General features: G+C 64.3%; 26 protein-coding genes. 11 read left to right on the top strand and 15 right to left on the bottom strand.

What is annotated here, in order from left to right:
• The first annotated feature begins 44 nt into the window (after positions 1-44).
• The 3 genes from xth (at position 45) to grxD (ending at position 1,733) form a co-directional block, all read left to right on the top strand.
• The gene (gene xth, locus D8Z78_RS15770) at positions 45-827 is read left to right on the top strand and encodes an exodeoxyribonuclease III (RefSeq protein ID WP_121631862.1); all 783 of its coding nucleotides are present in this window, start codon (positions 45-47) and stop codon (positions 825-827) included.
• Between the two features lie 180 nt (positions 828-1,007).
• Complete coding sequence (locus D8Z78_RS15765) at positions 1,008-1,244, top strand: BolA/IbaG family iron-sulfur metabolism protein (RefSeq protein ID WP_121631861.1); 237 nt, start codon at positions 1,008-1,010, stop codon at positions 1,242-1,244.
• Between the two features lie 123 nt (positions 1,245-1,367).
• Positions 1,368-1,733 carry a Grx4 family monothiol glutaredoxin gene (gene grxD / locus D8Z78_RS15760; protein WP_121631860.1) on the top strand — a complete coding sequence of 122 codons (366 nt, stop codon included), beginning with the start codon at positions 1,368-1,370 and terminating at the stop codon, positions 1,731-1,733.
• A gap of 95 nt (positions 1,734-1,828) precedes the next feature.
• Here grxD and D8Z78_RS15755 read toward each other — a convergent pair whose 3' ends face one another.
• Entirely contained in the window at positions 1,829-2,230 is a 402-nt protein-coding gene (locus tag D8Z78_RS15755; RefSeq protein WP_121631859.1) for a cell division protein ZapA, read from the bottom strand.
• Positions 2,230-3,267 carry a coiled-coil domain-containing protein gene (locus tag D8Z78_RS15750; RefSeq protein ID WP_128910803.1) on the bottom strand — a complete coding sequence of 346 codons (1,038 nt, stop codon included), beginning with the start codon at positions 3,265-3,267 and terminating at the stop codon, positions 2,230-2,232. Before D8Z78_RS15750 ends, D8Z78_RS15755 begins: the two co-directional genes overlap by 1 nt.
• Positions 3,268-3,560: 293 nt before the next feature.
• On the opposite strand from D8Z78_RS15750, the gene tkt reads away from it, so the two are divergent.
• Positions 3,561-5,537, top strand: a complete 1,977-nt coding sequence (tkt, locus tag D8Z78_RS15745; protein ID WP_420824324.1) for a transketolase — start codon at positions 3,561-3,563, stop codon at positions 5,535-5,537.
• Between the two features lie 168 nt (positions 5,538-5,705).
• Here the strand turns inward: tkt and lpxB are convergent, their stop codons facing one another.
• The 12 genes from lpxB to frr all read right to left on the bottom strand — a co-directional run bounded on the left by lpxB (position 5,706) and on the right by frr (position 17,136).
• The gene (gene lpxB / locus D8Z78_RS15740; protein WP_121631855.1) at positions 5,706-6,857 is read right to left on the bottom strand and encodes a lipid-A-disaccharide synthase; all 1,152 of its coding nucleotides are present in this window, start codon (positions 6,855-6,857) and stop codon (positions 5,706-5,708) included.
• Positions 6,854-7,645, bottom strand: a complete 792-nt coding sequence (locus tag D8Z78_RS15735) for an LpxI family protein (RefSeq protein ID WP_121631854.1) — start codon at positions 7,643-7,645, stop codon at positions 6,854-6,856. The genes lpxB and D8Z78_RS15735 overlap by 4 nt, the downstream gene beginning before the upstream one ends.
• 3 nt (positions 7,646-7,648) lie before the next feature.
• Complete coding sequence (lpxA, locus tag D8Z78_RS15730) at positions 7,649-8,434, bottom strand: acyl-ACP--UDP-N-acetylglucosamine O-acyltransferase (RefSeq protein WP_121631853.1); 786 nt, start codon at positions 8,432-8,434, stop codon at positions 7,649-7,651.
• Complete coding sequence (gene fabZ, locus D8Z78_RS15725) at positions 8,431-8,889, bottom strand: 3-hydroxyacyl-ACP dehydratase FabZ (protein WP_121631852.1); 459 nt, start codon at positions 8,887-8,889, stop codon at positions 8,431-8,433. Before fabZ ends, lpxA begins: the two co-directional genes overlap by 4 nt.
• Positions 8,890-8,955: 66 nt before the next feature.
• A complete protein-coding gene (locus D8Z78_RS15720; RefSeq protein WP_121631866.1) occupies positions 8,956-9,543 on the bottom strand; it encodes an OmpH/Skp family outer membrane protein in 588 nt (195 codons plus the stop codon).
• Between the two features lie 4 nt (positions 9,544-9,547).
• Positions 9,548-11,935 (bottom strand): outer membrane protein assembly factor BamA, encoded by a 2,388-nt coding sequence (gene bamA / locus D8Z78_RS15715; protein ID WP_121631851.1) that lies wholly within the window; start codon positions 11,933-11,935, stop codon positions 9,548-9,550.
• Positions 11,936-12,043: 108 nt separating this feature from the next.
• Positions 12,044-12,283, bottom strand: a complete 240-nt coding sequence (locus D8Z78_RS15710) for a hypothetical protein (RefSeq protein WP_128910802.1) — start codon at positions 12,281-12,283, stop codon at positions 12,044-12,046.
• A gap of 77 nt (positions 12,284-12,360) precedes the next feature.
• Complete coding sequence (rseP, locus tag D8Z78_RS15705) at positions 12,361-13,710, bottom strand: RIP metalloprotease RseP (protein ID WP_121631850.1); 1,350 nt, start codon at positions 13,708-13,710, stop codon at positions 12,361-12,363.
• Positions 13,711-13,727: 17 nt separating this feature from the next.
• A complete protein-coding gene (dxr, locus tag D8Z78_RS15700; RefSeq protein ID WP_121631849.1) occupies positions 13,728-14,897 on the bottom strand; it encodes a 1-deoxy-D-xylulose-5-phosphate reductoisomerase in 1,170 nt (389 codons plus the stop codon).
• Positions 14,897-15,679, bottom strand: a complete 783-nt coding sequence (locus D8Z78_RS15695) for a phosphatidate cytidylyltransferase (protein ID WP_121631848.1) — start codon at positions 15,677-15,679, stop codon at positions 14,897-14,899. Before D8Z78_RS15695 ends, dxr begins: the two co-directional genes overlap by 1 nt.
• The gene (locus tag D8Z78_RS15690) at positions 15,676-16,401 is read right to left on the bottom strand and encodes an isoprenyl transferase (RefSeq protein WP_121631847.1); all 726 of its coding nucleotides are present in this window, start codon (positions 16,399-16,401) and stop codon (positions 15,676-15,678) included. Before D8Z78_RS15690 ends, D8Z78_RS15695 begins: the two co-directional genes overlap by 4 nt.
• 171 nt (positions 16,402-16,572) lie before the next feature.
• Positions 16,573-17,136 (bottom strand): ribosome recycling factor, encoded by a 564-nt coding sequence (frr, locus tag D8Z78_RS15685; protein ID WP_121631846.1) that lies wholly within the window; start codon positions 17,134-17,136, stop codon positions 16,573-16,575.
• A gap of 144 nt (positions 17,137-17,280) precedes the next feature.
• Here frr and D8Z78_RS15680 point away from each other — a divergent pair, with 144 nt between their 5' ends.
• Positions 17,281-18,399 (top strand): Hint domain-containing protein, encoded by a 1,119-nt coding sequence (locus D8Z78_RS15680; RefSeq protein ID WP_121631845.1) that lies wholly within the window; start codon positions 17,281-17,283, stop codon positions 18,397-18,399.
• A gap of 23 nt (positions 18,400-18,422) precedes the next feature.
• Positions 18,423-19,424 (top strand): GlxA family transcriptional regulator, encoded by a 1,002-nt coding sequence (locus tag D8Z78_RS15675; RefSeq protein WP_164932986.1) that lies wholly within the window; start codon positions 18,423-18,425, stop codon positions 19,422-19,424.
• Here the strand turns inward: D8Z78_RS15675 and pyrH are convergent.
• Positions 19,421-20,155 carry a UMP kinase gene (gene pyrH, locus D8Z78_RS15670; RefSeq protein ID WP_121631843.1) on the bottom strand — a complete coding sequence of 245 codons (735 nt, stop codon included), beginning with the start codon at positions 20,153-20,155 and terminating at the stop codon, positions 19,421-19,423. The genes D8Z78_RS15675 and pyrH overlap by 4 nt on opposite strands.
• A 130-nt stretch (positions 20,156-20,285) precedes the next feature.
• Between pyrH and miaA the strand changes: the two genes are divergently transcribed.
• The 5 genes from miaA (at position 20,286) to D8Z78_RS15645 (ending at position 26,365) form a co-directional block, all read left to right on the top strand.
• Positions 20,286-21,170 carry a tRNA (adenosine(37)-N6)-dimethylallyltransferase MiaA gene (gene miaA / locus D8Z78_RS15665; RefSeq protein ID WP_121631865.1) on the top strand — a complete coding sequence of 295 codons (885 nt, stop codon included), beginning with the start codon at positions 20,286-20,288 and terminating at the stop codon, positions 21,168-21,170.
• Complete coding sequence (locus tag D8Z78_RS15660; RefSeq protein WP_240672145.1) at positions 21,170-22,036, top strand: helix-turn-helix transcriptional regulator; 867 nt, start codon at positions 21,170-21,172, stop codon at positions 22,034-22,036. The genes miaA and D8Z78_RS15660 overlap by 1 nt, the downstream gene beginning before the upstream one ends.
• Positions 22,037-22,253: 217 nt before the next feature.
• A complete protein-coding gene (locus tag D8Z78_RS15655; protein ID WP_420824323.1) occupies positions 22,254-23,924 on the top strand; it encodes an ABC transporter substrate-binding protein in 1,671 nt (556 codons plus the stop codon).
• Positions 23,925-24,022: 98 nt separating this feature from the next.
• Positions 24,023-25,159, top strand: a complete 1,137-nt coding sequence (locus D8Z78_RS15650) for an ABC transporter permease (protein WP_121631841.1) — start codon at positions 24,023-24,025, stop codon at positions 25,157-25,159.
• A 15-nt stretch (positions 25,160-25,174) separates the two neighbouring features.
• The gene (locus D8Z78_RS15645) at positions 25,175-26,365 is read left to right on the top strand and encodes an ABC transporter permease (RefSeq protein ID WP_121631840.1); all 1,191 of its coding nucleotides are present in this window, start codon (positions 25,175-25,177) and stop codon (positions 26,363-26,365) included.
• The last annotated feature ends 86 nt before the right edge of the window (positions 26,366-26,451 follow it).

The raw sequence follows: 26,451 nt of genomic DNA, 5'->3' as shown, positions 1-26,451 counted from the left end.
CGCCGCCGCCAACCGCTTTGAGGTTGGACAAACCGGAGGCGCCCATGAAAATCGCGACGTTCAACATCAACGGCATCAAGGCGCGCCTCGGCGCGTTGACGGACTGGCTGGACGAGGCCCAGCCAGACGTGGCGATCCTCCAAGAAATAAAGTCCGTCGACGAGGGTTTCCCCCACGAACCTTTCGCAGAGCGCGGCTATAATGTGGCGACCCATGGGCAGAAGAGCTTCAACGGTGTCGCCATCCTGTCCAAACTGCCCCTCGAAGATGTGACAAGAGGCCTGCCCGGTGACGCTGATGACGATCAGGCCCGCTGGATCGAGGCGACAGTGGTGGGGCCAAAGCACGCCATCCGGCTCTGTGGCCTCTACCTGCCCAACGGCAATCCGGTGCCGGGGCCGAAATACGATTACAAGTTGGCCTGGATGGCGCGCCTCGAAGCCCGCGCCCGAGACCTTCTGGCCGAGGAAATGCCGGCGCTGATGGCTGGCGACTACAACATCATCCCGCAGGCCGAGGACGCCGCCAAGCCTGAACAATGGACCGAGGACGCCCTGTTCCGGCCGGAATCGCGCGCGGCCTTCCGCCGGATCGTCAATCTAGGTTTCACCGAGGCCTTCCGCGCGCGCACCCAAGGCCCCGGCCATTACAGCTTCTGGGATTACCAGGCCGGCGCATGGCAAAGGAACAACGGCATCCGCATCGACCATTTCCTGCTGACCCCGCAGGCCGCCGACCTGATGACCGACTGCCAGATCGACAAGGACATCCGCGCCCGCGAGAAACCCAGCGACCATGTCCCCGTCTGGATCACGCTCGACGCCTGAGGGACGGGGTCGGCCAGCCACACGGTCCCTCCTCCCGGGTCCGGGAGGAGGACAGGAGGAGGGCCGCTGAGCCTGCCCCGGCGTAGCCGGGACCGCGGGATCACCTTGCACCTGCCCCTCACACGTCCTAAATCTCTACCGAAACGCTCAGCCAAAACAGCCAAACCGGAGACGCCCCACATGCCCATGCACGCGCAGGAACTCGAGGATCTGCTTCGCGAAAGCTTCCCGGATGCGAAAATCGTGGTCGAGGGTGACGACGGCGTGCACATGTCCGCCATGGTCGTCGACGAAAGCTTTCGCAGCATGAACCGCGTCCAGCAACAGCGCGCCGTCTATGCCGCCCTCAAGGGCAAGATGGACGGCCCCAACGGGGCGCTTCATGCCCTCGCCCTAACCACGAAGGCGCCGGATTGATCCAGTTCCTCGCCAATACTTGGCCAATGCTCTTTGCCTTGGCCTTGGTCGGCGTCATAACATATGGCGCACTTACACCTTACCTCAGACAAGCCCGCCGACAGCGCGAGCAGGAGCAAGACGATGACTGACGCAAACGCACGGATCGACGAAACCGTCAAAGCCAACGACGTGGTGCTGTTCATGAAGGGCACCAAGTCCATGCCGCAATGCGGGTTTTCCAACCGCGTCGCGGGCGTGCTGAATTACATGGGCGTCGATTACCTCGACGTGAACGTGCTGTCGGATGACGCCATCCGGCAAGGCATCAAGGACTATTCCGACTGGCCGACCATCCCCCAGCTTTACGTCAAGGGCGAGTTCGTCGGCGGCTGCGACATCATCACCGAGATGACCCTGTCGGGTGAGCTGGACAAGCTGCTGGAGGATAACGGCGTGACTTATGACAAGGACGCCGCCGAGAAGATCCGCGAAGCCAACAAGGGCTGAGCGCAGGACACAACGCATAGTAAAGCCCCGGCCATGACAGCCGGGGCTTTCTCATGTCTAGGCAAGAGGTCCCGGGTCAAGCCCGGGACGGGTGTTTACCCGGCCTTCAGCTCTTCGACGGTGTCGGCGATGCTTTCCGCCCGCGCGGCCAGTTCGGCCATCGCCTCGGTCACCGCCTCGGGAATGCGCGGCACCTCGACCTCGCGCGGCTCCGGTGCTGGGCGGCTCTTCAGATCCGCCAACTCGGCCTGAAGCGCCGACAACCGGTCGTCATATTCCTTCAGCTGTTCCTCAAGACCTGCGGTCTTGTCCGCCAGCATCAATCCCGCCATCAGCAGCATCCGCGCCTCGGGCATGCGCCCGATCTGCGTTACCAATACCTGTGCCTCCTGATCCAGAAGACTGGCCGCATGCTGCAGGTATTGTTCCTCGCCATCCTGGCAGGCCACCTCGAAGGTGCGTCCGCCAATGCCGATCTGCACTTCCTTCTGGCTCATCACGCCACCCCTTCCGCGTGTTCATCGCTTTCGGCGAGGATCGGCTCCAATGCGCCGAGCACCGCGCGCACCTCGGCGCTTTCCGCCGCGCGGGCGGCGCGCATCGCGTCCAGCTCCGCCTCAAGCGCCCGGTTGATCAACTCCGCATCGCCGACCCCCTGCGCATTCGCCGCCCGCAAGGACGCCACGATATCCTGCAACGAAGCGTTGGCCGCCCGAAGCGCCTGCAACTCCGCATCCAGCGCCGCGAGATCGGGTGCGGTCGCGGCGGTTTGACCGGCCTGCCAGTCGTCCATGCGCGCCTTGAGCACCCTCAGGCGCTCCTCAAGCTGGGCGTTGGCCATCTTTTCATCGTCCAGCGCCTCGCGCAGCGCATCATCGCCCGCCTCCGCCGGAGCCTGCTGCGCCGACAGGCGCGCCACCTCGGCGCGCAACTCCGCCAGTTCGGTCTCGGTTTCCTCCGATGGGGCCGCCGGGGCCGCCTCGGCCTGCGCGCGCAAGCTTTCCAGTTCGGCTTTCAAGCCGTCCAGTTCCGCCGCCTTGCCCGCATCGCCGGTTTCGACCATCTCCTGCAGATGAGCCACCTCGCCGCGCAGCGCGTCGAGTTCCTCTTGGTCCTGCTGCGCCTGCGCCAGTTCGGTTTCCAGTCGCACGATCTCGGCCCGCAACGCGTCAAGCTCCGCCGACGCCTCGGCATCGGGCCCGGACGCCGCCGCGCGCGCCTGCGCCAGTTCCTCGCGCAACTCGTCCAACTGCGAATTCGCCGCCGCCGCCGCAGACACGGCCGCCTTGCGTTCGAGATCCGCCTCGAAGCGCGCCTCTTCGACGGCTTTGTCCCGGCTGACCTCGGCCTCGGCTTGCGCGGCTTCGACAGCCGCCGCCTTGTCGGCCTCGGCCTCGGCCAGCTGCGCCTCCAGCTCGGCCACGCGCGCCGCAAGCGCCTCGGCATCGCCGCCCGGTGCCAGCCCGTCGACGCCCGCCGCAATCCTGTCGAGCGCGCGCTGGATGCGGGCCTGCAAATCATCAATCTGGGTCATGCTGCCCCCTTGTTGCCCCTGCGAACCATCGGGGCTTGCCTGCGCCCCGGCGCGACAGGTCCCGACCGAATCGCCCATTGGTTCGTTTCGTGAAAGTTTATCAAGCACAACGGGAAAATGCGCCCCCATAACTTCAATGCGTTACACCTTGTCCTTCACCCGATGCGCGAAGTCCCGCAAACCGCATGCTTGCGCTCACGCAAAAGGCTGGTATTCACCCCGCAAACCCCCTGAAACCAAAGGACCTGACCGTGGATATCCAGGAACTTCGCAATTCGAACCCCGATCACTGGATGCGCGCCACCGCCATCCGCGCTCTGGCACTGGACGCCGTGGCCAAGGCAAATTCCGGCCATACCGGCATGCCCATCGGCATGGCCGATGTCGCCACGGTCCTGTTCGGCAACCACCTGAAATTCGATGCGAAGAACCCGGACTGGCACGACCGCGACCGCTTCATCCTGTCCGCAGGTCACGGCTCGATGCTGATCTATTCGCTGCTCTATCTCTGCGGCGATCCCGAGGTCACGCTGGAGGAGATCAAGAACTTCCGCCAGTCCGGCGCAAAGACCGCCGGCCACCCGGAGAACTTCCTGCTGAAGGCCGTCGAGACCACCACCGGCCCGCTCGGTCAGGGCATCTCCAACTCCGTGGGCTTTGCCATGGCCGAGGAAATGCTGCGCGCCCGCTTCGGCAAGAAGCTGGTCGACCACCACACCTATGTCATCGCCGGTGACGGGTGCCTGATGGAAGGCGTCAGCCACGAAGCCATCGCGCTGGCGGGCCGCTACGAGCTGTCCAAGCTGATCGTCTTCTGGGACAACAACGACATCACCATCGACGGCAAGGTCTCGCTGTCCGACCGCACCGATCAGGTCGCGCGCTTCAAGGCCGCTGGCTGGGACGTGCAGGAAATCGACGGCCACAACCCGGCGGAAATCGACGCGGCGATCACGGCTGCCAAGAAATCCAATCAGCCCTCGATGATCGCCTGCAAGACGCATATCGCGCTGGGTCACGCCGCTCAGGACACATCCAAGGGCCACGGCGCGCTGACCAATGCCGATCAGAACACCGCTGCCAAAGACGCATGGGGCTGGACCGCCGCCGAGTTCGACATCCCCGCCGATATCAAATCGTGGTGGGAAGAGGCCGGGTCGCGCGGTGCCGCTGACCGCGCCGAGTGGGAAGCGCGACTGGCCGAGCAATCCGACAGCCGTCAAAAGGAATTCGCCCGCACCATGGCTGGCGAGACCCCGAAAAAGCTGTCCGCCACCATCAAGGCGCTGAAAAAGCAGATCTCCGAAGGCAAGCCTTCGGTCGCGACCCGCAAGGCGTCGGAAATGGCGCTGGAAGTCATCAACCCGGTCATGCCCGAAACCTGCGGCGGCTCCGCCGACCTGACCGGCTCGAACAACACGCTGACCGGCGACATGGGCAAGTTCGACACGGACAACCGCAAGGGCCGCTACGTCTATTGGGGCATCCGCGAGCACGGCATGGCCGCCGCGATGAACGGCATGTCGCTGCATGGTGGCATTCGCCCCTATGGCGGCACCTTCATGGCCTTCACCGACTATGCCCGCCCGGCCATGCGCCTCGCCGCGCTGATGAAGACGCCGACGGTGTTTGTGATGACCCACGACTCCATCGGTCTGGGCGAGGACGGCCCGACGCACCAGCCGGTCGAGCATGTCGCGATCAGCCGCGCCACGCCGAACACGCTGGTCTTCCGCCCCGCCGACGCGGTGGAAACCGCCGAGGCGTGGGAAATCGCGCTGACCCAGCAATCGACCCCCTCGGTCCTGTCGCTGACCCGCCAGAACCTGCCCACCGTCCGCACCGAGCATAAGACCGCGAACCTCGTTGAAAAAGGCGCCTATGTGCTGGCCGAGGCCGAGGGCAAGCGTCAGGCCATCCTGCTCGCCACCGGCTCCGAGGTCGAGATCGCGCTGGCCGCCCGTGACCTGCTTCAGGCCGAGGGCATCGGCACCCGCGTCGTCTCCATGCCCTGCTGGGAGCTGTTCGAAGCGCAGGACGAGTCCTATCGCCGCCGCATCCTGCCCCCCGCTGGCCCCGTCCGCGTGGCTGTCGAGGCCGGCATCCGCTTTGGCTGGGACAAGTGGCTGTGCGGCGAGCGCGGCAATGCCAAGAAATCCGGCTTCGTCGGGATGGAAGGCTTCGGCGCGTCTGCCCCCGCCGAGGTGCTCTATGAGAAGTTCGGCATCACCGCACAGGCTGTGGCAGACAAGGTCAAAGACCTGCTCTAAACACCCGGTATCGCAAGCACAAAGCCCCCGCCTATCGGTGGGGGCTTTTGCAATTCGGCCATCTTCCAGAAATACCGTCCAAGGCTTCTTTGGTCCCAAAATACCTCGGGGGTCCGGGGGCAGAGCCCCCGGCGGGTTGACGTGCGCAGCACGGCGAAACCCGTCAACTTAAGCAATCAACTCCAGCACCGCCCGAGCCGAGCGCAGACCCGGTTCCTCGCCACCGCGACCCAATCTCTGCATCGTCACATCCATCGCCGAGCGCTGTCCACCCGGCGCGTCCAGCACCTGTTGCACCGCCTTGGCGATCTCGGACGGTTTGCAGTTCTTTCCAATGAATTCAGGAACTTCACGCGTTTCGCTTACAAGGTTGACCAAGGTCACGGTGTCCACCAACAGCATCCGCCCGATGATCTGGCGCGACAGCCAGCTCATGTCGTAGGCAATCACCATGGGCGTCCCAACGGCGGCCAGTTCCAGCGACACCGTCCCTGACGCTGCCAAAGCCACATCCGCAGCCCGGAAGGCCGCGCGCTTCATGCACCCCGATGTATCCTCACGCGGGTCGAGCACGGTTACGGGTATCGTTCGCGGCCAAGCGGCCACCTGCGCCTTGACCGTTTCCGCAACGTTGGACGCCGCCGGGATGACCAGTTTCAGCCCCGGCCGTTCATGTGAAAGACGCTCTGCAACCTCTTGGAAAATCGGCAAAAGCCGCGAAATCTCCGACCGCCGGGACCCCGGCAGCAGCAAAGCCATCTCGCCGGTGATGCCATGGCCCGCGCGAAACGCCTCGGCCTCCTCGGCGCTGGCGACCGGGTCCATCACCACCGGGTGACCGACGAAATCGCACGCGATGCCAGCCCGTTGCATGTAGTCCGGCTCAAAGGGCAGCAGCGCCAGAACCTTGTCCACCAGCCCGCGCATCTTGTCCGCGCGGCCCGGACGCCACGCCCAGACCGTCGGAGCAACGTAGTGTATAATCTTGATTTCAGGGGATTTTGCCTTGACCAGCCGGGCGACGCGCAGGGAAAATTCCGGCAGGTCGATGGTCACCACCACATCCGGTTTCTCGGTCAGGATCGCTTCGGCCGTTTCGCGAATACGCGCTTTCAAGTGCCTGTATTCCTTGAGGATTTCCCCGATCCCCATGATGCTGATTTCATCCATCGGAAACAGGCTGTCCAGCCCCAGCGCGGTCATGCGCTCGCCGCCGATCCCGCGAAACTGCACATCCGGCACCAATTGCCGCAACCCATCCATCAAGGCCGCGCCCAGCTTGTCGCCCGAGGCCTCTCCGGCCGTCACAAACACCCTCATTCCGGTCGCTCCCGCACCCAAAGGAACATGCCTTCGGCATCCAATCGGCGGATGACTTCGGCCTGGTTCAAGACCATGACGCCCCCTGCCTCGATCACCAGCCCCTTGAGGCCAATCTCGGCGCAACGCGCCGCCGTTTGCGGACCGATGACCGGCAGGTCGGCGCGGCGCTCCTGCCCCGGTTTCGGCGCCTTGTAAAACACGCCGCCCTGCGCGCCCAGTTGCGCGAGGCTGCGCAGCATCGCATCGGTTCCGGAAATCGTCTCTCTGATCAAGACCTTGCCGTCGCGGAGCACGCAAGACTGGCCCAGATCCTCTTGCGCTTGCGACATGCTGACCTTGTCGCCCAAAAGCGCGTCCGCCTCGACCATCGTCGCCGGGCGCACAAGGGTCGCAATGCCTGCAGGTGGCAACAGTCCGGGCGCCGCCTCATGCGCGGCCAGCACCTCGAATCCCTGCTGTTCGAAAATTCCGATCACCACCCGCAAGGCGCCGTCATCGCCGCGCCGCAACGCCTTCAAGATGCGCGGCACGAGCGCCAAAGTCCGCATGTCCAGCCGCCGCCAGCTCAGATCTGGGCGGTCGATGGCGCCACACATGCAGACCTGCCGCACGCCGCGCCGCTTGAGCCAGCGCAGGAAGCGGCCCAGATGCTCCAGCCGAAACACGTGATCCGGCTCGACCCGATCCGGCAGGCAACCGTCCAGCGCGCAGACCAAAGGGGGCTGAACCTGTGCATCCTTGACGGCGCGCGGAAGTTCTCCCCGTCCTGCGATCAGCGCCAGCATGGATCACCCCGGCGTCAGGAAGGAACGGTCCGTATCGCCCAGCACAAAATCGACGATCTGGCGCACGTACTCGCTACTGGTCTCGTCGCCCAGACGCCGGGCGCGATCCTGAAAGGCCCCCTCGCCTTGCGCTAGCATTTGGAACGCGGCGCGCAGCGCGGTGATGTCCTCGCGCGCGACGCCACGGCGCTTCAGCCCGACGAGGTTCAGCCCGTCCAGCTTGCCACGCGGGGCCTGCACGAGACCGTGCGGGATCACATCGTTGGTGACCATGGTCACCGCACCGATGATCGCGCCACGCCCGATGCGCACCCATTGGTGCACGCCGGACAGACCGCCGATGATGACCTCGTCTTCGATCACGCAATGCCCTGCGAGGGCCGCGTTGTTCACCACGATCACGTTGTTGCCGACTTGGCAGTCATGGGCCACGTGACAGCCCGCCATGAACAGCCCGTCATCGCCGACGCGCGTCACGCCGCCGCCGCCCTCGGTGCCGGTGTTCATGGTCACGTGCTCGCGGATGCGATTGCGTTTGCCGATAATCAGCCGGGATTGTTCGCCCTTGAACTTCAGGTCCTGCGGGATGCCGCCCAGCACGGCGAAAGGATGCACCAGCGTGCCCTCGCCGATCTCGGTCTGGCCCTGCACCACCACATGGCTTTGCAAGGTCACGCCGTCCTGCAGGACGACATCCGGCCCGACATGGCAGAACGGACCGACCGTGACATCCGCCCCGATCTGCGCGCCGTCTTCGATGACCGCGTGAGGATGGATGCCAGAGGTCAAGACGGCAGGTCCATCATCGCGGTGAATTCAGCCTCGGCGGCCATCTCACCCTGGACCTCGGCCACACCGCCGAATTTCCAGACCTTTCCGCCGGGCTTGCCGCGCAGCGTGGTCAGGCGCATCTTCAGCACGTCGCCGGGCACGACCTTGCGGCGGAACTTGCACTTGTCGATGGACATGAAATAGACCTTCATCTCCTTATCGGCCATGTCCAGCGCGGCCCCGACCATGACGGCGGCGGTCTGCGCCATCGCCTCGACGATGGTCACGCCGGGCATGATCGGCAGGCCCGGGAAGTGGCCCTGAAAATGCGGCTCGTTCATGGTGACGTTCTTGATGCCAAGCGCGCTTGTCGTGCCGTCGATCTCTTCGACGCGGTCCACCAGCAGAAACGGGTAACGGTGCGGAAGGATACGCTGGATCAGTTGGATGTCCGCGCTGAGCAGGTCGGTCATGGGTCAAGCCTTCTTGGTGTCTTTCAATGTCCCTAACAATCCCGGGCCAGCCGGGCAAGCGGGCAGTCAGTTGTCCGAGATGCCCGCCGCGGGGTCCGGCACAAGGTCGACCCCCTCGCCGATGCGCGCATCGATCCCCTCGATCGCGCGATCCGTCACGTCGACGGCATCGCTGGCCACAAAGACCGAACGCCGGTCCAGAATCACCGCAGCGCCGGAGGCGCGCATCAGCTGTTCGATCACCGGCTGCACCGCCGAAACAAAGCGCCTGCGGGCCTCTTCGTTGCGGGTGCCAAGTTCGCGGGCCATGGCGTCGCGTTCGGTGCGGACCCGCTGCACGCGCGCATCGAATTCATCTGCCAACTCGCGGAAACGGACCGGGTCCATCGTCGCGCGTTCCTCGGTCAGGCGGCGCTCTTCCTCGATCAGCTGGGCCTCGATCTCGCGGTTTTCCGCAGCGATCCGGGCGCCCTCTTCTTCAAGCTCGCGGGTGATGCGCTGGCCAAAGGCGCTTTCGGCATAGACTCGGTCGAACTCGATCACGAGGATCGGGCTTTGCACCACGCCTTGGCTGAGCGGCCCGCCAATGTTCTGCGCATGGGCGCCCGGGGCCAAGGCCCCGAGACAGACAGTCAGAATGGCGAGGACCCGCATCACATCAGAACTGCGTCGACACACCCAAGTTGAAGTTGAGCGCTTGGTCAGTCTTCAACTTCTTCACGGGCTCCGAGAAATCCATGCGCAGCGGGCCAAGCACGCTGTCCCAGAAGATCGAGAAGCCGACAACATGGCGATCCGAGAAATCGTTGCCGACCACTTTGTTGCCCGCGCCAACTGCGCTGATATCGCCCGCATCCCAGACGGAGCCGATATCGTAGAAGACACCGCCAGAGATTCCGTATTCCTCTGGCAGACCCAGCGGGAATTCAGCCTCGAACTTGGCGACCGCGTAGAACTGGCCGCCCAGCGAGTCGTTGACGCCGGGACCGATTTCGCGCGGGCCAATGCCGCCATATTCAAAGCCCCGCATGATGGTCGGACCGATCTGGAAACGGTCCGAAACACGGCTGCGGCCTTGCGAATAGTTCAGCGCGCCGCCTTCGAGGGTCGCCCGCAGGGTGACTTCCTCGTTCATGACCTTGGTCTGGGCGATAGCCTTGGCGGTCGTCTTGATGAAGGTCCGGTCGCCGCCGAGGCCCCCGAAATCTTGGCTCAGCGTCAGCAGCACGCCCGAATTGGGATCAAGCCCGGTCCGACGGGTATCGTAGCTGAGCGTGTAACCGATGGAACTGTCGAAGATCTCGCCCAGCAGCAGGTCGCTGCCCGCGATGCCGCCCAGCGTCCCGGTCGCCCCGCTGACATTCGTGATGTTCGAATAGGTCAGGGTATAGCGCGCCTGCAGACGGGTCTTGTCCGACAGCGGGAATTCGAAGAACGGCTGGAACTGGCCCGATTGGATCGAGTAAAGGTCCGACAGGTTCGAGGCTTCGGAATAGCCAAGTGCGAGCCCGAACGCGACATCGCGCCCAAGGAAAGCGGGCTCGACGAAGGAGAAGTTGAAAGCGTTCTGCGCCTGTGCCGTGTTCAGCGAGAACGACAGCTGCTGGCCACGCCCGAGGAAGTTCCGCTCGGAGAACGAGATATTCGCCCCGAAACCGGTGGTCGTCGAGTAGGACCCGCCAAAGCCGAACGAGCCCGTCGGCTTTTCCTCGACATTTACGTCGATCACGACCTGCTGACCGCTCGACCCTTCGCGGGCCTGCACGTCGGCATTGGTAAAGAAGCCAAGGGCGCGGATGCGCTCGGCGCTTTCGCGGATGGCGCGCGGGTTGAAGGGGTCGCCCTCGACCACGTTGAACTGACGCCGCACCACGCGGTCGAGCGTGGTGGTGTTGCCCTCGATGTCGATGCGCTCGATAAAGATGCGGTCGCCGCGGGTCAGCTGGAATTCGACATCCAGCGTCAGGTCGCGATCATTGCGGTTGATGCGCGGATCGACACGGACGAAGTTCAGACCCTCTTGGATCGCAAGACGTTCCAGACGCGCAATCTCATTCTCGACGAGGCTGGGCGAATAGACCTTGCCGGATTTCAGGCGCACCTTGGACCGGAAGAAATCCGGGTCCACGTCCGGCAGGTCGGAGGTGACTGTGACCTCACCCACGCGGAACTGCTGGCCCTCTTCGATGTTGAAGCTCACGAAATAGCCGTCGCGCTCCTGCGCCAGCTCGGCATTCACGCCGTTGATGCGGAAATCGACATAGCCGCGCGCGGCGTAGAAATCGCGCAGCAGCTGCTTGTCGAACTCGATTCGATCCTCGACGAAGGTGTCCTTCTTGATCAGCGCGCGCAGAATGCCCGCCTGCTTGGTTTCAAGCACGCGGCGCAGTCGCCGGTCGGAATAGACGCCGTTCCCGGTGAAGCCGATGCGCTCGATCTCGGACACGCCACCCTCGAACACCTCGAAGACCAGATCGACGCGGTTGTCAGACCGGCGGATGACCTTCGGGCTGACACGTGCCGCGAGACGGCCCTGCTGCAGGTAGGCTTCGGAGATGCGCTGCGCGTCACCCTCGGCCAGCGAAGGGCTGAACACGCGGCGGGATTCGGACTGCACGATGGCGGACAGATCTTCATCCTTGAGGCGGTTGTTACCCTCGAAGCTGATGCGGTTGATCGTCGGGAATTCCACGACGGAAATCACCAGTTGCGAGCCCCGTGGGTCGATCACCACCTCTTCGAACAGGCCGGACCCGACGAGGCGCTGATAGGCGTCGTTCAGTTCCGCGGCGCTCACTGTCTGGCCGCGCGCAATGCCCGCATAAGACAGGATCGTACCGGTATCGACGCGGGCATTGCCCTGGATCAACACGCTGGAAAAGCTGTAGCTTTGCGCCACCGCCGGCTCTGGCAGGAGCACGACGGACGCACCGCCACCCAGGGCGATGCCCAAAGCGACGACCCGGGCAGCCTGGGCCAATTTGGTGGAAAGCTTTACAGTTTCCGCTCGATCACGCGCTACACGCGCCGAAATGACTTGTGCCATTTTTCGCATTTCACTCCGACATCCCTCAAGATGTTGAGTATCGGACATGCGCAGGCTTGTCAAAAGCCCCAGGCCCTCATTTCGCGCCTTTGCGCGAGGGAACTCCGATTATTGCAGGAGCGTGCCGAGCCACGCCCCGAAAAACAGGGCGAAAACAATGGTGCAGACATACAACAGGCGGTCCCAGTTGATGCTCACCAAAAGTGACATGCTGCGATATCCGGCATGAAGCGTATGCATGGAATCGGTCCTTCCTTGATCGATGACTGGATCATGGCGCTCGATTCCGGCGGATTTAGGGCGAGGCGCGGGAAAATCGTTGCCGCTGTCGCTGGCAATCCACCCCATGCACCGGGGCTTGTCGCTGATTTCAAAACAAAAAGCGCGTCCCGAGGGACGCGCGTCTTGTCTGGTGCGCGGGCAGGCTACGGCCGGCAGAGCGCAATATCGTTGGTCAGTCCGAACGCCATGAAGCCCAGCACGATCACGATGCCCACCGACATCATCACGTTCAGCACACCGTCGCTGGGCGGCTCGCCGCGCAGCGCCTCGTAGGCGTAGAACATCAGGTGCCCCCCATCCAGCGCCGGGATCGGGAACAGGTTCAACAGGCCGATCGCGGTGGAAATCATCGCGATGAAGCCGATGAAAGGCAGGATGCCTTGCGACGCCATGTCACCCGATGCCTGCGCGATGCCGACGGGACCGGACAGGTTGCAGGTGCTGATCTGGCCCGTCACGATATGGTACAGACCCGACAGCGACGAAGAGATCACGCGCCAGACTTGGTTCACGCTGCCCCAGACCGCTTCGAAGAAGCCCGGCGTGACCGTGTCGGGCACGAAGAGCAAACCGCTGCCGACGCCGATCCGGTACACCGTCTTGAACCCACCCTCCGCCTGCGGCTCGTCGACGCGGCGCGGCGACAGGGTCAGGTTCAACGTCTCGCCATCGCGCCAGACCGTCAGATCGGCCGGCGCACCCTCGGAGGCTTCGATAACTTCGGGCAACTGGGTGAAGGCGAAGACAGGCTCGCCATTCAACGCGGTGATCACGTCCCCGGCCCGCAGCCCGGCATCCATCGCCGCAGAACGCGGCTGGATGCTGCCCGCGATCGGGGCCTGGAAATACGGGCCCTGCACCACCATTTCGCGCCCGTCCCGCAGCACGGTGTAATCCAGCACCGGCTGCAAGGGCAGATCGGCCATGAAGGCGCTGTAAGCGACACCATCCTCGGCACTGGGCAGGTCCTGCCCCTCGATGGCGAGGATCTGGTCGCCCTCCTGCAATTCCTGAGTGAAGGGCACGGGCTTGAGTTCGGAAATCACCAGCGGGTCGGCGGTGACGCCGCGATACATGAAGATCGCCGTGAACAGGATGGCCGACAGCACGAAGTTGAAGATCGGGCCCGCCGCAACGGTCGCCGTGCGCGCCCAAAGCGGCGCCCCCTGCATGGTCTGGCGGCGTTCCGCATCGTCCAGCGCCTCGACCACCTCGCCATCGACGCCGCCGGATGCGTTCGCATCGCCGCGGAACTTGACGTAGCCACCAAAGGGAATCGCCGCGATCTGCCATTTCGTGCCGTCCCGGTCGACGCGCGACCACAGGACCGGGCCGAAACCAAGGCTGAAGACCTCGGGGAAGATGCCGGATTTCTTGCCGACGATGAAATGCCCGTATTCGTGGATGGCGATGACCACCGACAGCGCGATGATGAAAAAGAACACCGTCCAAAGCGTTCCGCCGAACATGGGAATCAATGTCGTCAGATCCAAAACATACCCCTTCTGCCTCAGGCTTGACCGGTGATGACCGTACGTGCCGCCACTCGTGCGAGATGGTCAACCTCTGCAACCATATCAAGAGTAATCGCGTCGACATTATGACCCGCATGGGACGAAAGACGGGTTAACACATCCTCAACGATCCCCGCCATGCGCGGAAAGGTGATCTGCCGGGCGATGAAGGCGGTCAGCGCCTCTTCCTTGGCGGCGTTGAACACCGCGCCCATCAACCCGCCTGCCTGCATCACCTCGCGCGCAAGGCGCAGCGCGGGCCAGCGGGTCTCGCAGGCGGGGCGGAAGGTCAGCTGGCCGAGTTTCACGAGGTCGAGACGTTCGACGGGCAAGGTCTGGCGGTCCGGGTAATGCAGGGCGAATCCGATGGCGTGGCGCATATCCGGCGGGCCGACATGGGCCATCAGCGCCCCGTCGTTGAAGCCGACCAGCGCGTGGATCATCGATTCCGGGTGTACGACAGTCTCGATCATCGCGGGGTCGATGCCAAAGAACTCCCGCGTCTCGATCAGTTCGAGCGCCTTGTTGAACATCGACGCCGAGTCGATGGTGATGCGCTGCCCCATATCCCAATTCGGATGCGTGGCGGCCTGCTCGGGCGTGGCCTTTTCAAGGTCTTCCAACGGCCAGTCGCGAAACGCGCCGCCGCTTGCCGTGATGATGACGCGCTCGACCGCAGACAGATCCTCGCCGATCAGGGCCTGAAACACCGCCGAATGTTCGCTGTCGACGGGCAGCAAGCGCCCGCCATGCGCGCGCGCGGTACGGAGCATCAACGGCCCGGCGCACACCATGCTTTCCTTGTTGGCCAAGGCCAGATCGGCCCCCTGCTCCAGCGCGCGCAGCCCCGGTTCCAGCCCCGCCGCGCCGACGATGGCCGACATCACCCAATCCGCAGGCCGGGTTGCCGCCTCGACCAAGGCCGCACGCCCGGCGGCGGCCTCGACCCCGCTATCCGCCAGCGCATCGCGCAAGGCATCAAGCAAGGTTTCATCCGCAGTCACGGCGATCTCGGCCTTCAGGCGGCGCGCATCCCGCGCAAGTTGCGCAATGTTCTGCCCGCCGGTCAGCGCGACGACGCGGTACGCGTCGGGCGCGCGGGCGATCAGGTCGATTGTGTTTTGTCCAATGGATCCGGTCGCGCCGAAAATCGAAATCCTGCGCATCACACCCCCGGCGGGAATCCCACGATCTGGCCCGCGATCACGAGAAAGACCGCGCCGCCCAGCATGCCGTCGAACCTGTCCATCAGGCCACCATGGCCGGGGATCAGGTTCGAACTGTCCTTGACGCCCGCGCGCCGCTTGATCGTGCTTTCGGCCATATCCCCGATCTGGCTGGCCATGGACACGGCGATGGAGATGCCGATCAGCCCCGCCCCCTCGACCGTCCAACCGGCCCAGATCGCGCCGACCACCGCCGCGCCGATCCAGCCGCCAATGGTGCCCGACCACGTCTTTTTCGGCGAGACACGCGGCCAGACCTTGGGTCCGCCCAAGGACTTGCCCGCGAAATAGCCCATCACGTCGGTCGCCACGACCACGCAGACCAGCCACAGCATCCATGTCAGGCCGAAATCGCCGCGCAGCGCCATCATCGAATAGCCCGCCAGCGTGATCATCATCGTGGTGACCGCATAGGTCACCCCGCCCCGCTCCATCCGGGTGAAGCCCAGCATCGACGGCAGCAACAACAGCGGCAGCGCGAAACTGGGCGGAATGTTGATGGCGACCAGCAGGCACAGGCCCGTGGCCGCGGCAAGGATATACTGACTTTTCGTGCGGCCCGTATCGACCATGCAGACCAGTTCCCAGACCATGCCGCCCGAGATCACCGCGATCAGAACCTGCCACCACACGCCCCCCGCCTGAATGGCGGCGGCGCCAATGGCGATCATCGCAAGCCCCGAAAGGACGCGCGGCTTCAGGTCCTGCCAGTTGGCGGTCATGCCTTCACCGCGCCATAGCGGCGGTCGCGCAGACCGTATTTCGCGCAGAGCTTGGCGAATTCATCGGCGGAGAAATCCGGCCAGAGCGTGTCGATGAATTCGTATTCCGCATAGGCCGACTGCCACAGCAGAAAGTTGGAAATCCGCGCCTCGCCGCTGGTGCGGATCACAAGATCCGGGTCGGGCAATACATGCGTGTCGAGGTAGCGTGGCAAGGTTTCCTCGTTCACGTCCTCGGGGCGCAGCCTGCCCGCGGCCACATCCTGCGCCAGACGCTGCGTTGCGCGGCTGACCTCGTCCCGACCGCCGTAATTCAGCGCGATGGTCAGGTTGGTGCCGGTGCAATGCGCCGTCATCGCCTCCGCCTCGTCCATCAACCCGCGCAGCTTGGCGTCCAGCTTGGGCCGGTCGCCGATGAAGCGCACCCGGACGTTTTCCTTCACGAAGGCCTGCATCTCCTTCATGATGTAGCGCCGGAACAGGCTCATGAGCCCCGCCACCTCGACCTGCGTGCGTTTCCAGTTTTCGGTGGAAAAGGCGAAGATCGTCAGGTACTTGACCCCGTTTTCCGGGCAAGCCTCGACGATCTCGCGCACCCGGCGCGCGCCGGCATGGTGGCCGAACAGACGCGGCCGTGCGCGTTGCGTGGCCCAGCGGCCGTTGCCGTCCATGATGATGGCCACGTGATGTGGTCCATCGGTTTCAAGGAACGGTTTTGCCATCGGCGGCTCCTGTTTCGTCGGCCAAGTCGGGCGAAATGCGCCCCCCTTCTAGACTATCCGCGCAAGAAGCCAAAGGGGTCAAGAAAGACAGGGTGAATCACCGGCGACCCCCTGCCAGACAGGAAACCGGCGAAGACAGCTTCGCCGGTCGATCGGGTGATCGGTGTCCGATCAGACCTGCATGATCTCGCCCTGCTTGGTCTCCAGCTGATCGTCGATCCGCTTGATATACTTGTTGGTCATGTCCTGAACCTCCTGCTCCCAGAGCTTCTGGTCGTCTTCGGACATGCCGTCGGCCTTGGCCTTCTTGATCTGGTCCATGCCGTCGCGGCGCACGTTGCGCACGGCGACGCGGGCATGTTCGGCGTATTGCGCGGCCACCTTGGTCAGTTCGCGGCGGCGCTCCTCGTTCAGTTCGGGGATCGGCAGCATGATGATCGTGCCGTTGAGCTGCGGGTTGATGCCCAGACCGCTTTCGCGGATCGCCTTTTCGACCTTGCCGACCAGCCCCTTGTCCCAGACATTGATGGTGACCATGCGCGGTTCCGGCACGTTGACGGTGCCGACCTGATTGATCGGGGTCATCTGGCCATAGGCATCCACCTGCACCGGCTCCAGCATCGAGGCCGAGGCCCGCCCGGTGCGCAACGAGGCGAATTCCGTGCGCAGGTTGGCCAGCGCGCCTTCCATGCGGCGTTCCAGATCGTCGGTGTCTAGCATGAAATCGTCAGACATGGGGTCCTCGGTCATTTTGGTCGTTTTGCCCGTATCTACGCCGCCCGGGCGCGGTTGTATAGCCGCCACCGCCAGATCACCGGCATTGAACGGGAATTTAACCACAACGGGTCAAGACTGAATCGATGCAAATGCAGGATCGAGATGGCGACGACCTACAATACGATGGTGTTCATCGGCAACCTGCCGGACATCGACGTAGATGAAAGCAACACCGACGCCGAACTGGCGTCGAACCTGGCTGGCACCTATCACGCCTTTCAGGACCTCGAACTCGTCACCATCGAAAGCCGGGATATCGACAACAACAGTGCCATCTACGACAACGACATCAACAGCCCGGATTTCGTGATTTACACGGTGGGCGGGGTGGCGAATTCACGCGATGTGGATTCGACCATCACTTATAATGCACTGGTCACGGATGTGGACGGCGTGGTGCATGACATCGACGTGGTGGTCGTGCAGATGGACAACAGCGATACCTTCGTGGGCGACATGCAGAATGCAGGCGCGATGGACAACCTCGTCATCCGTTCGATCCAGTTGACGACACCGATCACCACCGATGCGGCGGGCTACAACACTTGGCAGACCATGAGCGGCAGCGCCGTGTGTTTCGGCGCCGGGACACAGATCGACACGCTCTCCGGGCCCGTCACGGTCGAGCACCTGACCGCAGGCGATATCGTCCTGACCCGGGATCACGGGCCGCGCCCCGTGGGTGCGGTGCTGCTCAGCCACCTGCCCCGCGGCGGCGCGCAGGCGCCGGTCTTGATCGCCGAAGGGGCGCTCGGGCCGGGTGTGCCGGACCGACCGCTGGCACTGTCCCCGCAACACCGGGTGCTGGTGCATTCGCCCATCGCCCGCCGCATGTTCGGCACAGCCGAGGTGCTGGTTCCGGCCCGGTTTCTGACCGCATGGCCCGGGGTCCGGCGCGCTGCGCCGTGGCTGCCGGTGCGCTATGCGCATGTCGTGCTGGACCGGCACGAACTGCTTTGCGCCCATGCCGTGCCGGTCGAAAGCTTCTTCCCCGGTCCGCAAGCCGTGCAGGCGCTCGATCCCGCCCAGCGGCGCAGGGTCGACGCGGTGATGGGTCAGCCGGTTGTGCCCTGCCGCCCCTTTCCGGACGGGCAGCGCTGTCGCGGCCTGCTGCGCCGTCACCTCGACAAGGGCATGCCGATCGTGACCGAGGCCGAGCAAGGAAACCTTTACCTTTTGCAGGCAGAACGGGACCAGAGGCCACATTCGGCCCTGAACTGACCGGAATCCTGCGGGAAACGCCCATGCATGTCTGTCTGATCCTCGTCCCCGGCTTTCGCCTGTTGGTCCTGTCGCTGGTGCAGGAGGTGCTTCGACTGGCCAATGGCGCCGCCGGGCAGGACCTTTTCACATGGGAACTGCGCAGCATCGCGGGGGACGCAACGCTCTCGGCCGAGGGGGTCGAGATGCCCGCCCCGCAGGCCGACTGGGCCGCCGCGCAGGGACATGATCTGGTGCTGGTCTGCGCCGGACCGCGCCCCTTTTCGCACCTGCCGATGGGCTTGCGCGCCTTCCTGATGCGCGCGGCCAAGGCCGGAACGACGCTGGGGGGGCTCGATGGCGGCGGCATGGTGCTGGCGCGGCTGGGGCTTCTGAACGGTCGCGAGGCAGTGCTCGACCTCTCGTTGGAGCCCGGTTTTCCCGAGAAATTTCCAGATGTTGCCCTGTCGGATCGCAGCTTTGCCTTTGACCGGCAACGCCTGACGACGGCGGGCGGATTGGCGGCGGGGGATGCGATGCTGGCTTGGATCGGGCGCGTACATGCCCCGGCCTTGGCAGCGACGGTGGGCGACCTGCTCGAACGCGGGCACCTTGCCGATACCGCCGATTGCCAGACCCTGCCCCGCGCCACCATCCCGCTGCTGGAGCGGATGCAGGCGATCATGGCCACCCATCTCGCCGACCCGATCACGCTGGAGCAGGTGGCCGACGAACTGGACCTGTCGATGAAACAGATGCGGAGCCGCTGCCGCAAGGCGCTGGGGCTGACGCCCGCGCAGCTTTATCTGGAACTCCGGCTCGAACGCGCCGCGCAGTTGGTGCACGAAACCGGGCTTTCGGTGCACGATATCGCCGGGGCAACCGGATTCGCCTCGCCCTCGGCCTTCACCCGCAGCTACCGCGAGCGGTTTGGCGAACCGCCCCGGCTGGTCCGCCGCGCGCGCCACAAGGCCGTTCAGACGGGGGGCAATTGGGTCGAGGCCGAGGCACTGGCCCAGCCCAGCCCGGCAGCAAAGATCGCCTAGCCCCTGACGCGGGTATAGGTGCCCTGCCCGGCGAGAATGCCGCGGAAGCCACCGGGCTCGTCGAGCGAGAACACGATGATCGGCAGGTTGTTGTCCCGCGCCAGCGCGATGGCCGAGGCATCCATTACCTTGAGGTTCTTCGACAAGACCTCGTCAAACGTCACCTCGTCATAGCGTTTCGCATCCGCATTGGTGCGCGGATCGCTGTCATAGACCCCGTCGGTGCCGTTCTTGCCCATGAAGATCGCCTCGCAGGCCATTTCGTTGGCGCGCAGCGCCGCTGCCGTGTCGGTGGTGAAATACGGGTTGCCGGTGCCGCCGGCAAAGATGCAGACGCGCTTCTTCTCAAGATGGCGTACGGCGCGGCGGCGAATATAGGGCTCGGCCACCTCATCCATACGGATCGCGGAAATCACCCGGGTGAACACGCCGAGACCTTCGAGCGCCGATTGCATCGCCAGCGCGTTCATCACCGTCGCCAGCATGCCCATATAGTCCGCCGTGGTGCGTTCCATGCCTTGCGCGCTGCCCGCCAAGCCACGGAAAACATTGCCGCCGCCGATCACCATGCAGATCTCGACGCCCAATTCGTGCACGCGCTTGACCTCTTCGGCGACGCGCTGGACGGTGGGCGGATGCAGGCCATAGCCCTGATCCCCCATCAGCGCCTCGCCGGAAATCTTCAGCATCACGCGCCTGTACTTGGTGTCCTGAGGGTTGGTCTCGGCCATGTTGCGCTCCGTCTCGGCTGGGGGATATGATCGGGCGCATGTATGGCAAGGAAGCGGGGCGGCTGCAATGGCGGACCGCCCCTTGCCATGGTCAAAAAAGGGCGCGCAGGTGGGCGGAAACAGGCAGGCCATGGAGGAGATCGTGTCGCGGTTCGATCCCGCGCGTCCCGTGCTGATCGCCGGGCCAACCGCCAGTGGCAAATCGGCGCTGGCGCTCGCCATTGCCGAGCAACAGGGCGGCGTGATCATCAACGCCGACGCGATTCAGGTCTTCGACGATTGGCGGGTGCTGACGGCGCGGCCTTCGGTCGAGGACGAGGCGCGCGCGCCGCACGCGCTGTATGGCCATATCCCCGGCACGCAGGCCTATTCCGTTGGCCACTGGCTGCGCGAGGTCGGGCCGCTCTTGCCGGGTGACAGGCCGATTTTCGTCGGCGGCACAGGGCTTTACCTGACCGCGCTGACCGAGGGGCTGGCCGATATTCCGCCCACGCCACCGCAGGTTCGCGCCGAGGGCGAGGCGCTGCTGCAAGAAAAAGGGCTTGCGGCCATGATTGCCCAACTGGATGCCGCCAGTCTGGCGCGCATCGACCAGCAGAACCCGGCCCGTGTGGCGCGGGCATGGGAGGTCTTGCAGGCCACCGGACGTGGCATCGCCGACTGGCAGGACGACACCCCGCCGCCGCTTTTGCCGCTGGCCGAGGCACAGCCGCTAGTGCTCGACGCGCCCAAGGACTGGCTGACCCCGCGCATCGAAACCCGCTTTCGCCAGATGGTGAAGACCGGCGCGCTGGACGAGGCGCGCGCCAATCGCGCCACATGGTCGCCCACCCTGCCCTCGGCCAAGGCGATCGGCGCGGCAGAGTTGATGGCCCATCTCGATGGTGACATCAGCCTTGACGATGCGATAGACCGGGCAACGATCCTGACCCGCCAGTTCGCAAAGCGGCAACGGACATGGTTCCGCGCCCGCATGGGCGCTTGGCCGAAACTGTCCCCGGCGGAGCTGGCGTGATGCAGAAACAACGACCCGGCTTCCTGTCCCGGCCCATGCCGCCCGCGCCCGCGCAGCCTCAGGGGCCGATCCGGGCTGGCAGCTATGCGCTGCAAGTGCAGGGCGCGCCGTGGAAATTCACCTTGCTGCATGACCGCGACGAAGACGTGTTGATCTGGCTGACACGCGGTCAAGGCCGCGTCGTGGTCAACGGTGTGATGCGCGGCATCTCGATGCACAATGCGCTGTTCCTGCCGGCGGGCACGCTGTTTGCCGTCGATGTCCCGCCCGGCACGCAGGCCTTGATGGTGCGCAGTCCCTCGGGGCTGAGCCAGCGCATGCCACAAGAGCCGCTCTTGCTACGGGTGCGCGACAGCCTTGCCCAGGCGGAGTTGACCGGCGAGATCGACGCCATGACCCGCGAACTGACGCAAGACCGCGCGCTGCTGCAAGAGGCGCTGGAGGCGCATGTCCGCCTCATCGCGGTCTGGCTGCAGCGGCAGATGCGGGCGGGCGTGGCGGACGCGCCCAAGGAAACCGCCGCGCAGCGCCTTGTCCGGCGCTATGCCCAAGACATCGTGCGCGGCTATGCCAGCCCCCGCAGCATGGGCGAGTATGCCGAGGGTCTGGACGTCACGCCCACACATCTGACCCGCGTGTGCCGCAAGGTCTGTGGTCGCACCGCCGCCGACCTTCTGACCGAGCGCAAGCTTTACGCCGCGCGGCTGGCGCTGGAAGCGCCGAAACCGGCTGTGCAGGAGATCGCGAAATCCCTTGGATTCTCGTCGCCAGCCTATTTCACCAGATTCGTGCTCAACCACACGGGTTTCACGCCAAGCGACCTGCGCGCGCAGAATCGTCCGGGAAAACCCGCGGCAGCGCGCTGAATACGTCAACCAAACCACGAATTTTCGGTTGCGCTTCGCCGGATGTCGCTTTTGTATAAACGTGATGTCGCTTTCCATCCCAAAAACGCCGATACGGAGCGTTGACGCCACGGCGCAAAGAATGCGCAATGGCGTTGTGGGAGAGGGTCAGCATGGCGATGCCGGCCAAGATTGCGACGCCCCACCAAAAAACATGATGTGTCACAGGGAGACAAAGATGACATCCATGACCACGACCGACCGGATCCATCCGGCGGCAGAAATGCATGCGCGCGAACTCAAGGCCGGTCAGATCGACCGCCGCGAGTTCCTGACCCGCGCAACCGCGCTGGGGCTGTCCGCCAGCGCCGCCTACGCCCTTGGGGGCCTTGGATCGCCGGCTCAGGCCGCGGCACATGCCCAGTCGGGCGGCACGCTGCGCATCCAGCAGGAAGTGCGCGCGCTGAAGGACCCGCGCACCTTCGACTGGACGCAGATTTCCAACTTCACCCGCGGCTGGCTGGAATACATGGTCGAATACAACCGCGACGGCTCGCTGCGCGGCATGCTGCTGGAAAGCTGGTCGGTCAACGACGATGCGACCGAGTACACGCTGAACGTCCGCCCCGGTGTGACCTGGAACAACGGCGACGCGTTCAACGCCGATGACGTCGTTCGGATGATGGAATACTGGTGCGACAAGACGGTCGAGGGCAACTCGATGGCGGGCCGCATGGCGACGCTGATTGACCCCGAGACCAACCAGCTGCTGGCCGGTGCCGTCACCAAGGTCGACGACATGACCGTGTCGGTCAAACTGCCCACCCCCGACATCTCGATCATCGTCGGCATGGCGGACTACCCGGCGGCCGTTGTGCATGCCGACCACGACCCGGCCAACATGCTGGAGCAGGCGCTCGGCACCGGCCCGTACCTGCCCGAAAGCCTCGAAGTGGGCGTGAAGGCGGTTCTGGTGAAGAACGAGAACCACAACTGGTGGGGCGCCGAGGCCGAAGGCATCGGTGGTGCCGCGCTGGATCGCATCGAGTTCATCGACTACGGCACCGACCCGGCGGCATGGATCGCGGCGGTCGAATCCGAAGAAGTCGACATGCTCTATCAGAACGTGAACGAGTATATCGACATCGCGGACGCCATCGGCTGGGAGAAATCCGAAGTCGTCACCGGCGCCACGGTCGTTCTGCGCTTCAACCAGCAGACGCTGGTCGGTGACAGCGCGCCCTACGCGAACAAGGAAATGCGTCAGGCGCTGCAGATGTCGTGCGACAACGCGATCTGCCTTGAACTGGGCTATGCCGGTCTGGGCACCGTGGCCGAAAACCACCATGTCGCGCCGGTGCACCCGGAATACGCGGATATCGGCCCGGCGGTCTTCGATCCGGCCAAGGCGGCAGAGCTTCTCGAAGCATCCGGCATGGCGGATTTCGAGCACGAGCTGATCTCGCTCGATGACGGCTTCACCAAGAACACCGCCGATGCCTGTGCCGCGCAGTTGCGCGACAACGGCGTCAACATCAAGCGCACGGTTCTGCCCGGCTCGACCTTCTGGAACGACTGGGCGAAGTACCCGTTCTCGATCACCGAATGGAACCACCGTCCGCTGGGCGTGCAGGTTCTGGCGCTGGCCTACCGCTCGGGCGAGGCGTGGAACGAAGCGGGCTATTCCAACCCGACCTTCGACGAGAAGCTGGGTCAGGCCATGTCCATCGCCGATGCCGACAAGCGCAGCGAGTTGATGGCCGAGATCGAGCAGATCCTGCGCGACGACGCCGTGTTCATCCAGCCCTACTGGCGTTCGCTGTATCGCCACTTCAAGCCGGGGATCATCGGCGCGGAAATGCATCCGTCGTTCGAGATCCACGTCTACAAGCTGGCGCTGGCCGCTTGATCCATCTGGCCGTCCCTTCGGGGGCGGCCTTTTCCGCTGAACTCGGCGGGCCAAGCATAAAAACGGGGTAAACCCCGCTCAGACCAACAGGGGCGACAATGGGACTGTTCATCCTCAGGCGCGTCGGTGTGATGATCCTCACCGCGCTATGCCTGACCTTCATCGTCTTCTTCTTGACGAACCTCTATCCGAACCTCGAAAAGCTGGCCAAGTCCGAGGGCAACTTTCGAATGCCCGACATCGAAGTCGCCAGCTGGCTGGGCCGCAACGGCTATCGCACGCCGGTCGACCCCGAGGTGCTGACCGCCTACAACACCGGCAAGATCACCGCCGAAGAAGCCGCCGCCTCGGTCAACACGGGCTTCGATATCCGGCTGTTGCGCAACTATGGCGAATGGCTGGGCATCCTGCCCGGTTACGTGATCGAGGCGCCCGACGGGACGGTGAACGCCCGTTGCCAGCAACCCGGCACCGATCTGGCGGACGCGCCCCGGTTCTGCGGCATCCTGCAAGGCAAATGGGGTTGGTCGACCGTCTCGAAGACCTCCGTGGGCGAGGCCTTGGCCCCGCGCGTCGCCAATACCGGTTTCCTGATGCTCTGCGTGATGTTGCTGATGGTCCCCTCTGCGCTGATCGTCGGCGTTCTGGCGGGCATGCGTGAAGGATCGGTCACCGACCGCTCGTTGTCGACCGTGTCCATCGCCACCACCGCCACACCGGAATACGTCTCGGGTGTTTTGTTCATCGCGATCTTCACCTCCTCCGCCGTGGGCCTGAAATGGTTCAAGGGCTCGGCGGCGAGCGCCATGGACAACCCGAATTTCGAGAACTTCTTCCTGCCGGTGCTGACCATCGCGCTGTATGGCATGGGCTATATCGCCCGGATGACCCGCGCCAGCATGGCCGAGGTCATGACCGCGCAATATATCCGGACCGCGCGCCTGAAAGGCGTCAGCTTCCCGAATATCGTCATGAAACACGCACTCAGGAACGCGCTGATCGCACCGTTCACGGTCATCATGCTGCAATTCCCGTGGCTGCTGAACGGCGTGGTGATCGTCGAGACCCTGTTCCAGTACAAGGGCGTCGGTTGGGAGCTGGTCCGCGCCGCGGGCAACAACGATATCGAGATGCTTCTGGGGATTTCCGTGATCTCGGTCTTCGTCGTGCTCGTCACACAGCTGATTTCCGACATCGGCTATGTCTACCTCAACCCGCGCATCAGCGTATCTTAAGGAAGGGGACAAGACATGGAAGAGTTGTCCTGGGGCGCCATCATCACCCAGATGTTCCTGCAGTTCACCCCGGTGTGGATTGCGCTGATCGTGACCTTTGCCGTCTCGATCGTCTACAAACGCAGGCTTGGCCTGTATGGCAAGCTGTTCGACAGCGTGATCGGCATGATCGGCTTCGCGCTGGTGATGTTCTGGGTCTACACCGCCCTGTTCACCGGCCTGTTCGATCTGATTTCCACCCATGACCCGCTGGCGCAGGTCTCGGGCATGAAGAACAAGGTGCCGGGCACGCCGCTGCGCGGTGCCGAAGAGGGCGAGTACGCGTGGTATCTGCTCGGCGGCGACAACCTTGCGCGCGACGTGTTCAGCCGCGTGGTCAAAGGCTCGACCGTGGTGATCCAGATCGCACCGCTGGCGACGCTGTTCGCCTTCATGGTGGGGATCACGCTGGGCTTGCCTGCGGGCTATTACGGCGGGCGGCTGGACACGTTCCTGTCGTTCCTTGCGAACCTGATCCTCGCCTTCCCGGTGATCTTGCTGTTCTACCTGCTGGTCACGCCGGAAATCGTCGCAACGGGTTTGCCGCAATACATGGCTGTGGTGTTGTTCATCTTCCCGCTGGTGTTCTTTGGCGTGCTGATCCAGTCCCGCTATCGCACCCAGCCGGGCAAGAACTGGATCTATCTGGCCATCGTGCTGGTGCCGCTGGCGCTGCTGTACCTGTCGTTGATCAACGAAAGCGGCACGCATATCGACTTCTGGCCGATCGACTTTTTCGACGTGCCGGGCGGTATCCTGGTGGTGTTCGTCTCGGTGGTCTTCGTCAACTCGCCCACGGTGTTCCGCATCGTGCGGGGCCTGACTATGGACATCAAGACGCGCGACTACGTGGCGGCGGCCCAGACCCGGGGCGAGCGCCCGTGGTACATCATGCTGTGGGAGATCCTGCCCAATGCGCGCGGGCCGCTGATCGTCGATTTCTGCCTGCGCATCGGCTATACGACGATCCTTCTGGGGACCTTGGGCTTCTTCGGTCTGGGCCTGCCGCCGGAAAGCCCGGATTGGGGGACGACGATCAACGAAGGCCGTCGCCTGCTGTCGGTCTATCTGCACCCCGCATTGCCGCCTGCGCTGGCGCTGTTGTCGCTGGTTCTGGGTCTGAACCTGCTGGCGGATGGTCTGCGCGAGGAATCGCTGCGCGATTGACGAGAGGTGATGGGGGGCGCTGCCCCCCAAACCCCCCGAGGTATTTCTGGACCAAAGAAGCCTGAAAACGGCGCACCGGTCCCTCC

This window comes from Tropicibacter alexandrii, from assembly GCF_003667315.2.
GTDB lineage: Bacteria > Pseudomonadota > Alphaproteobacteria > Rhodobacterales > Rhodobacteraceae > Tropicibacter > Tropicibacter alexandrii.
The sequence above is the reverse complement of the archived record's forward strand: the minus strand, read 5'-3'. Positions and strand labels throughout refer to the sequence as shown.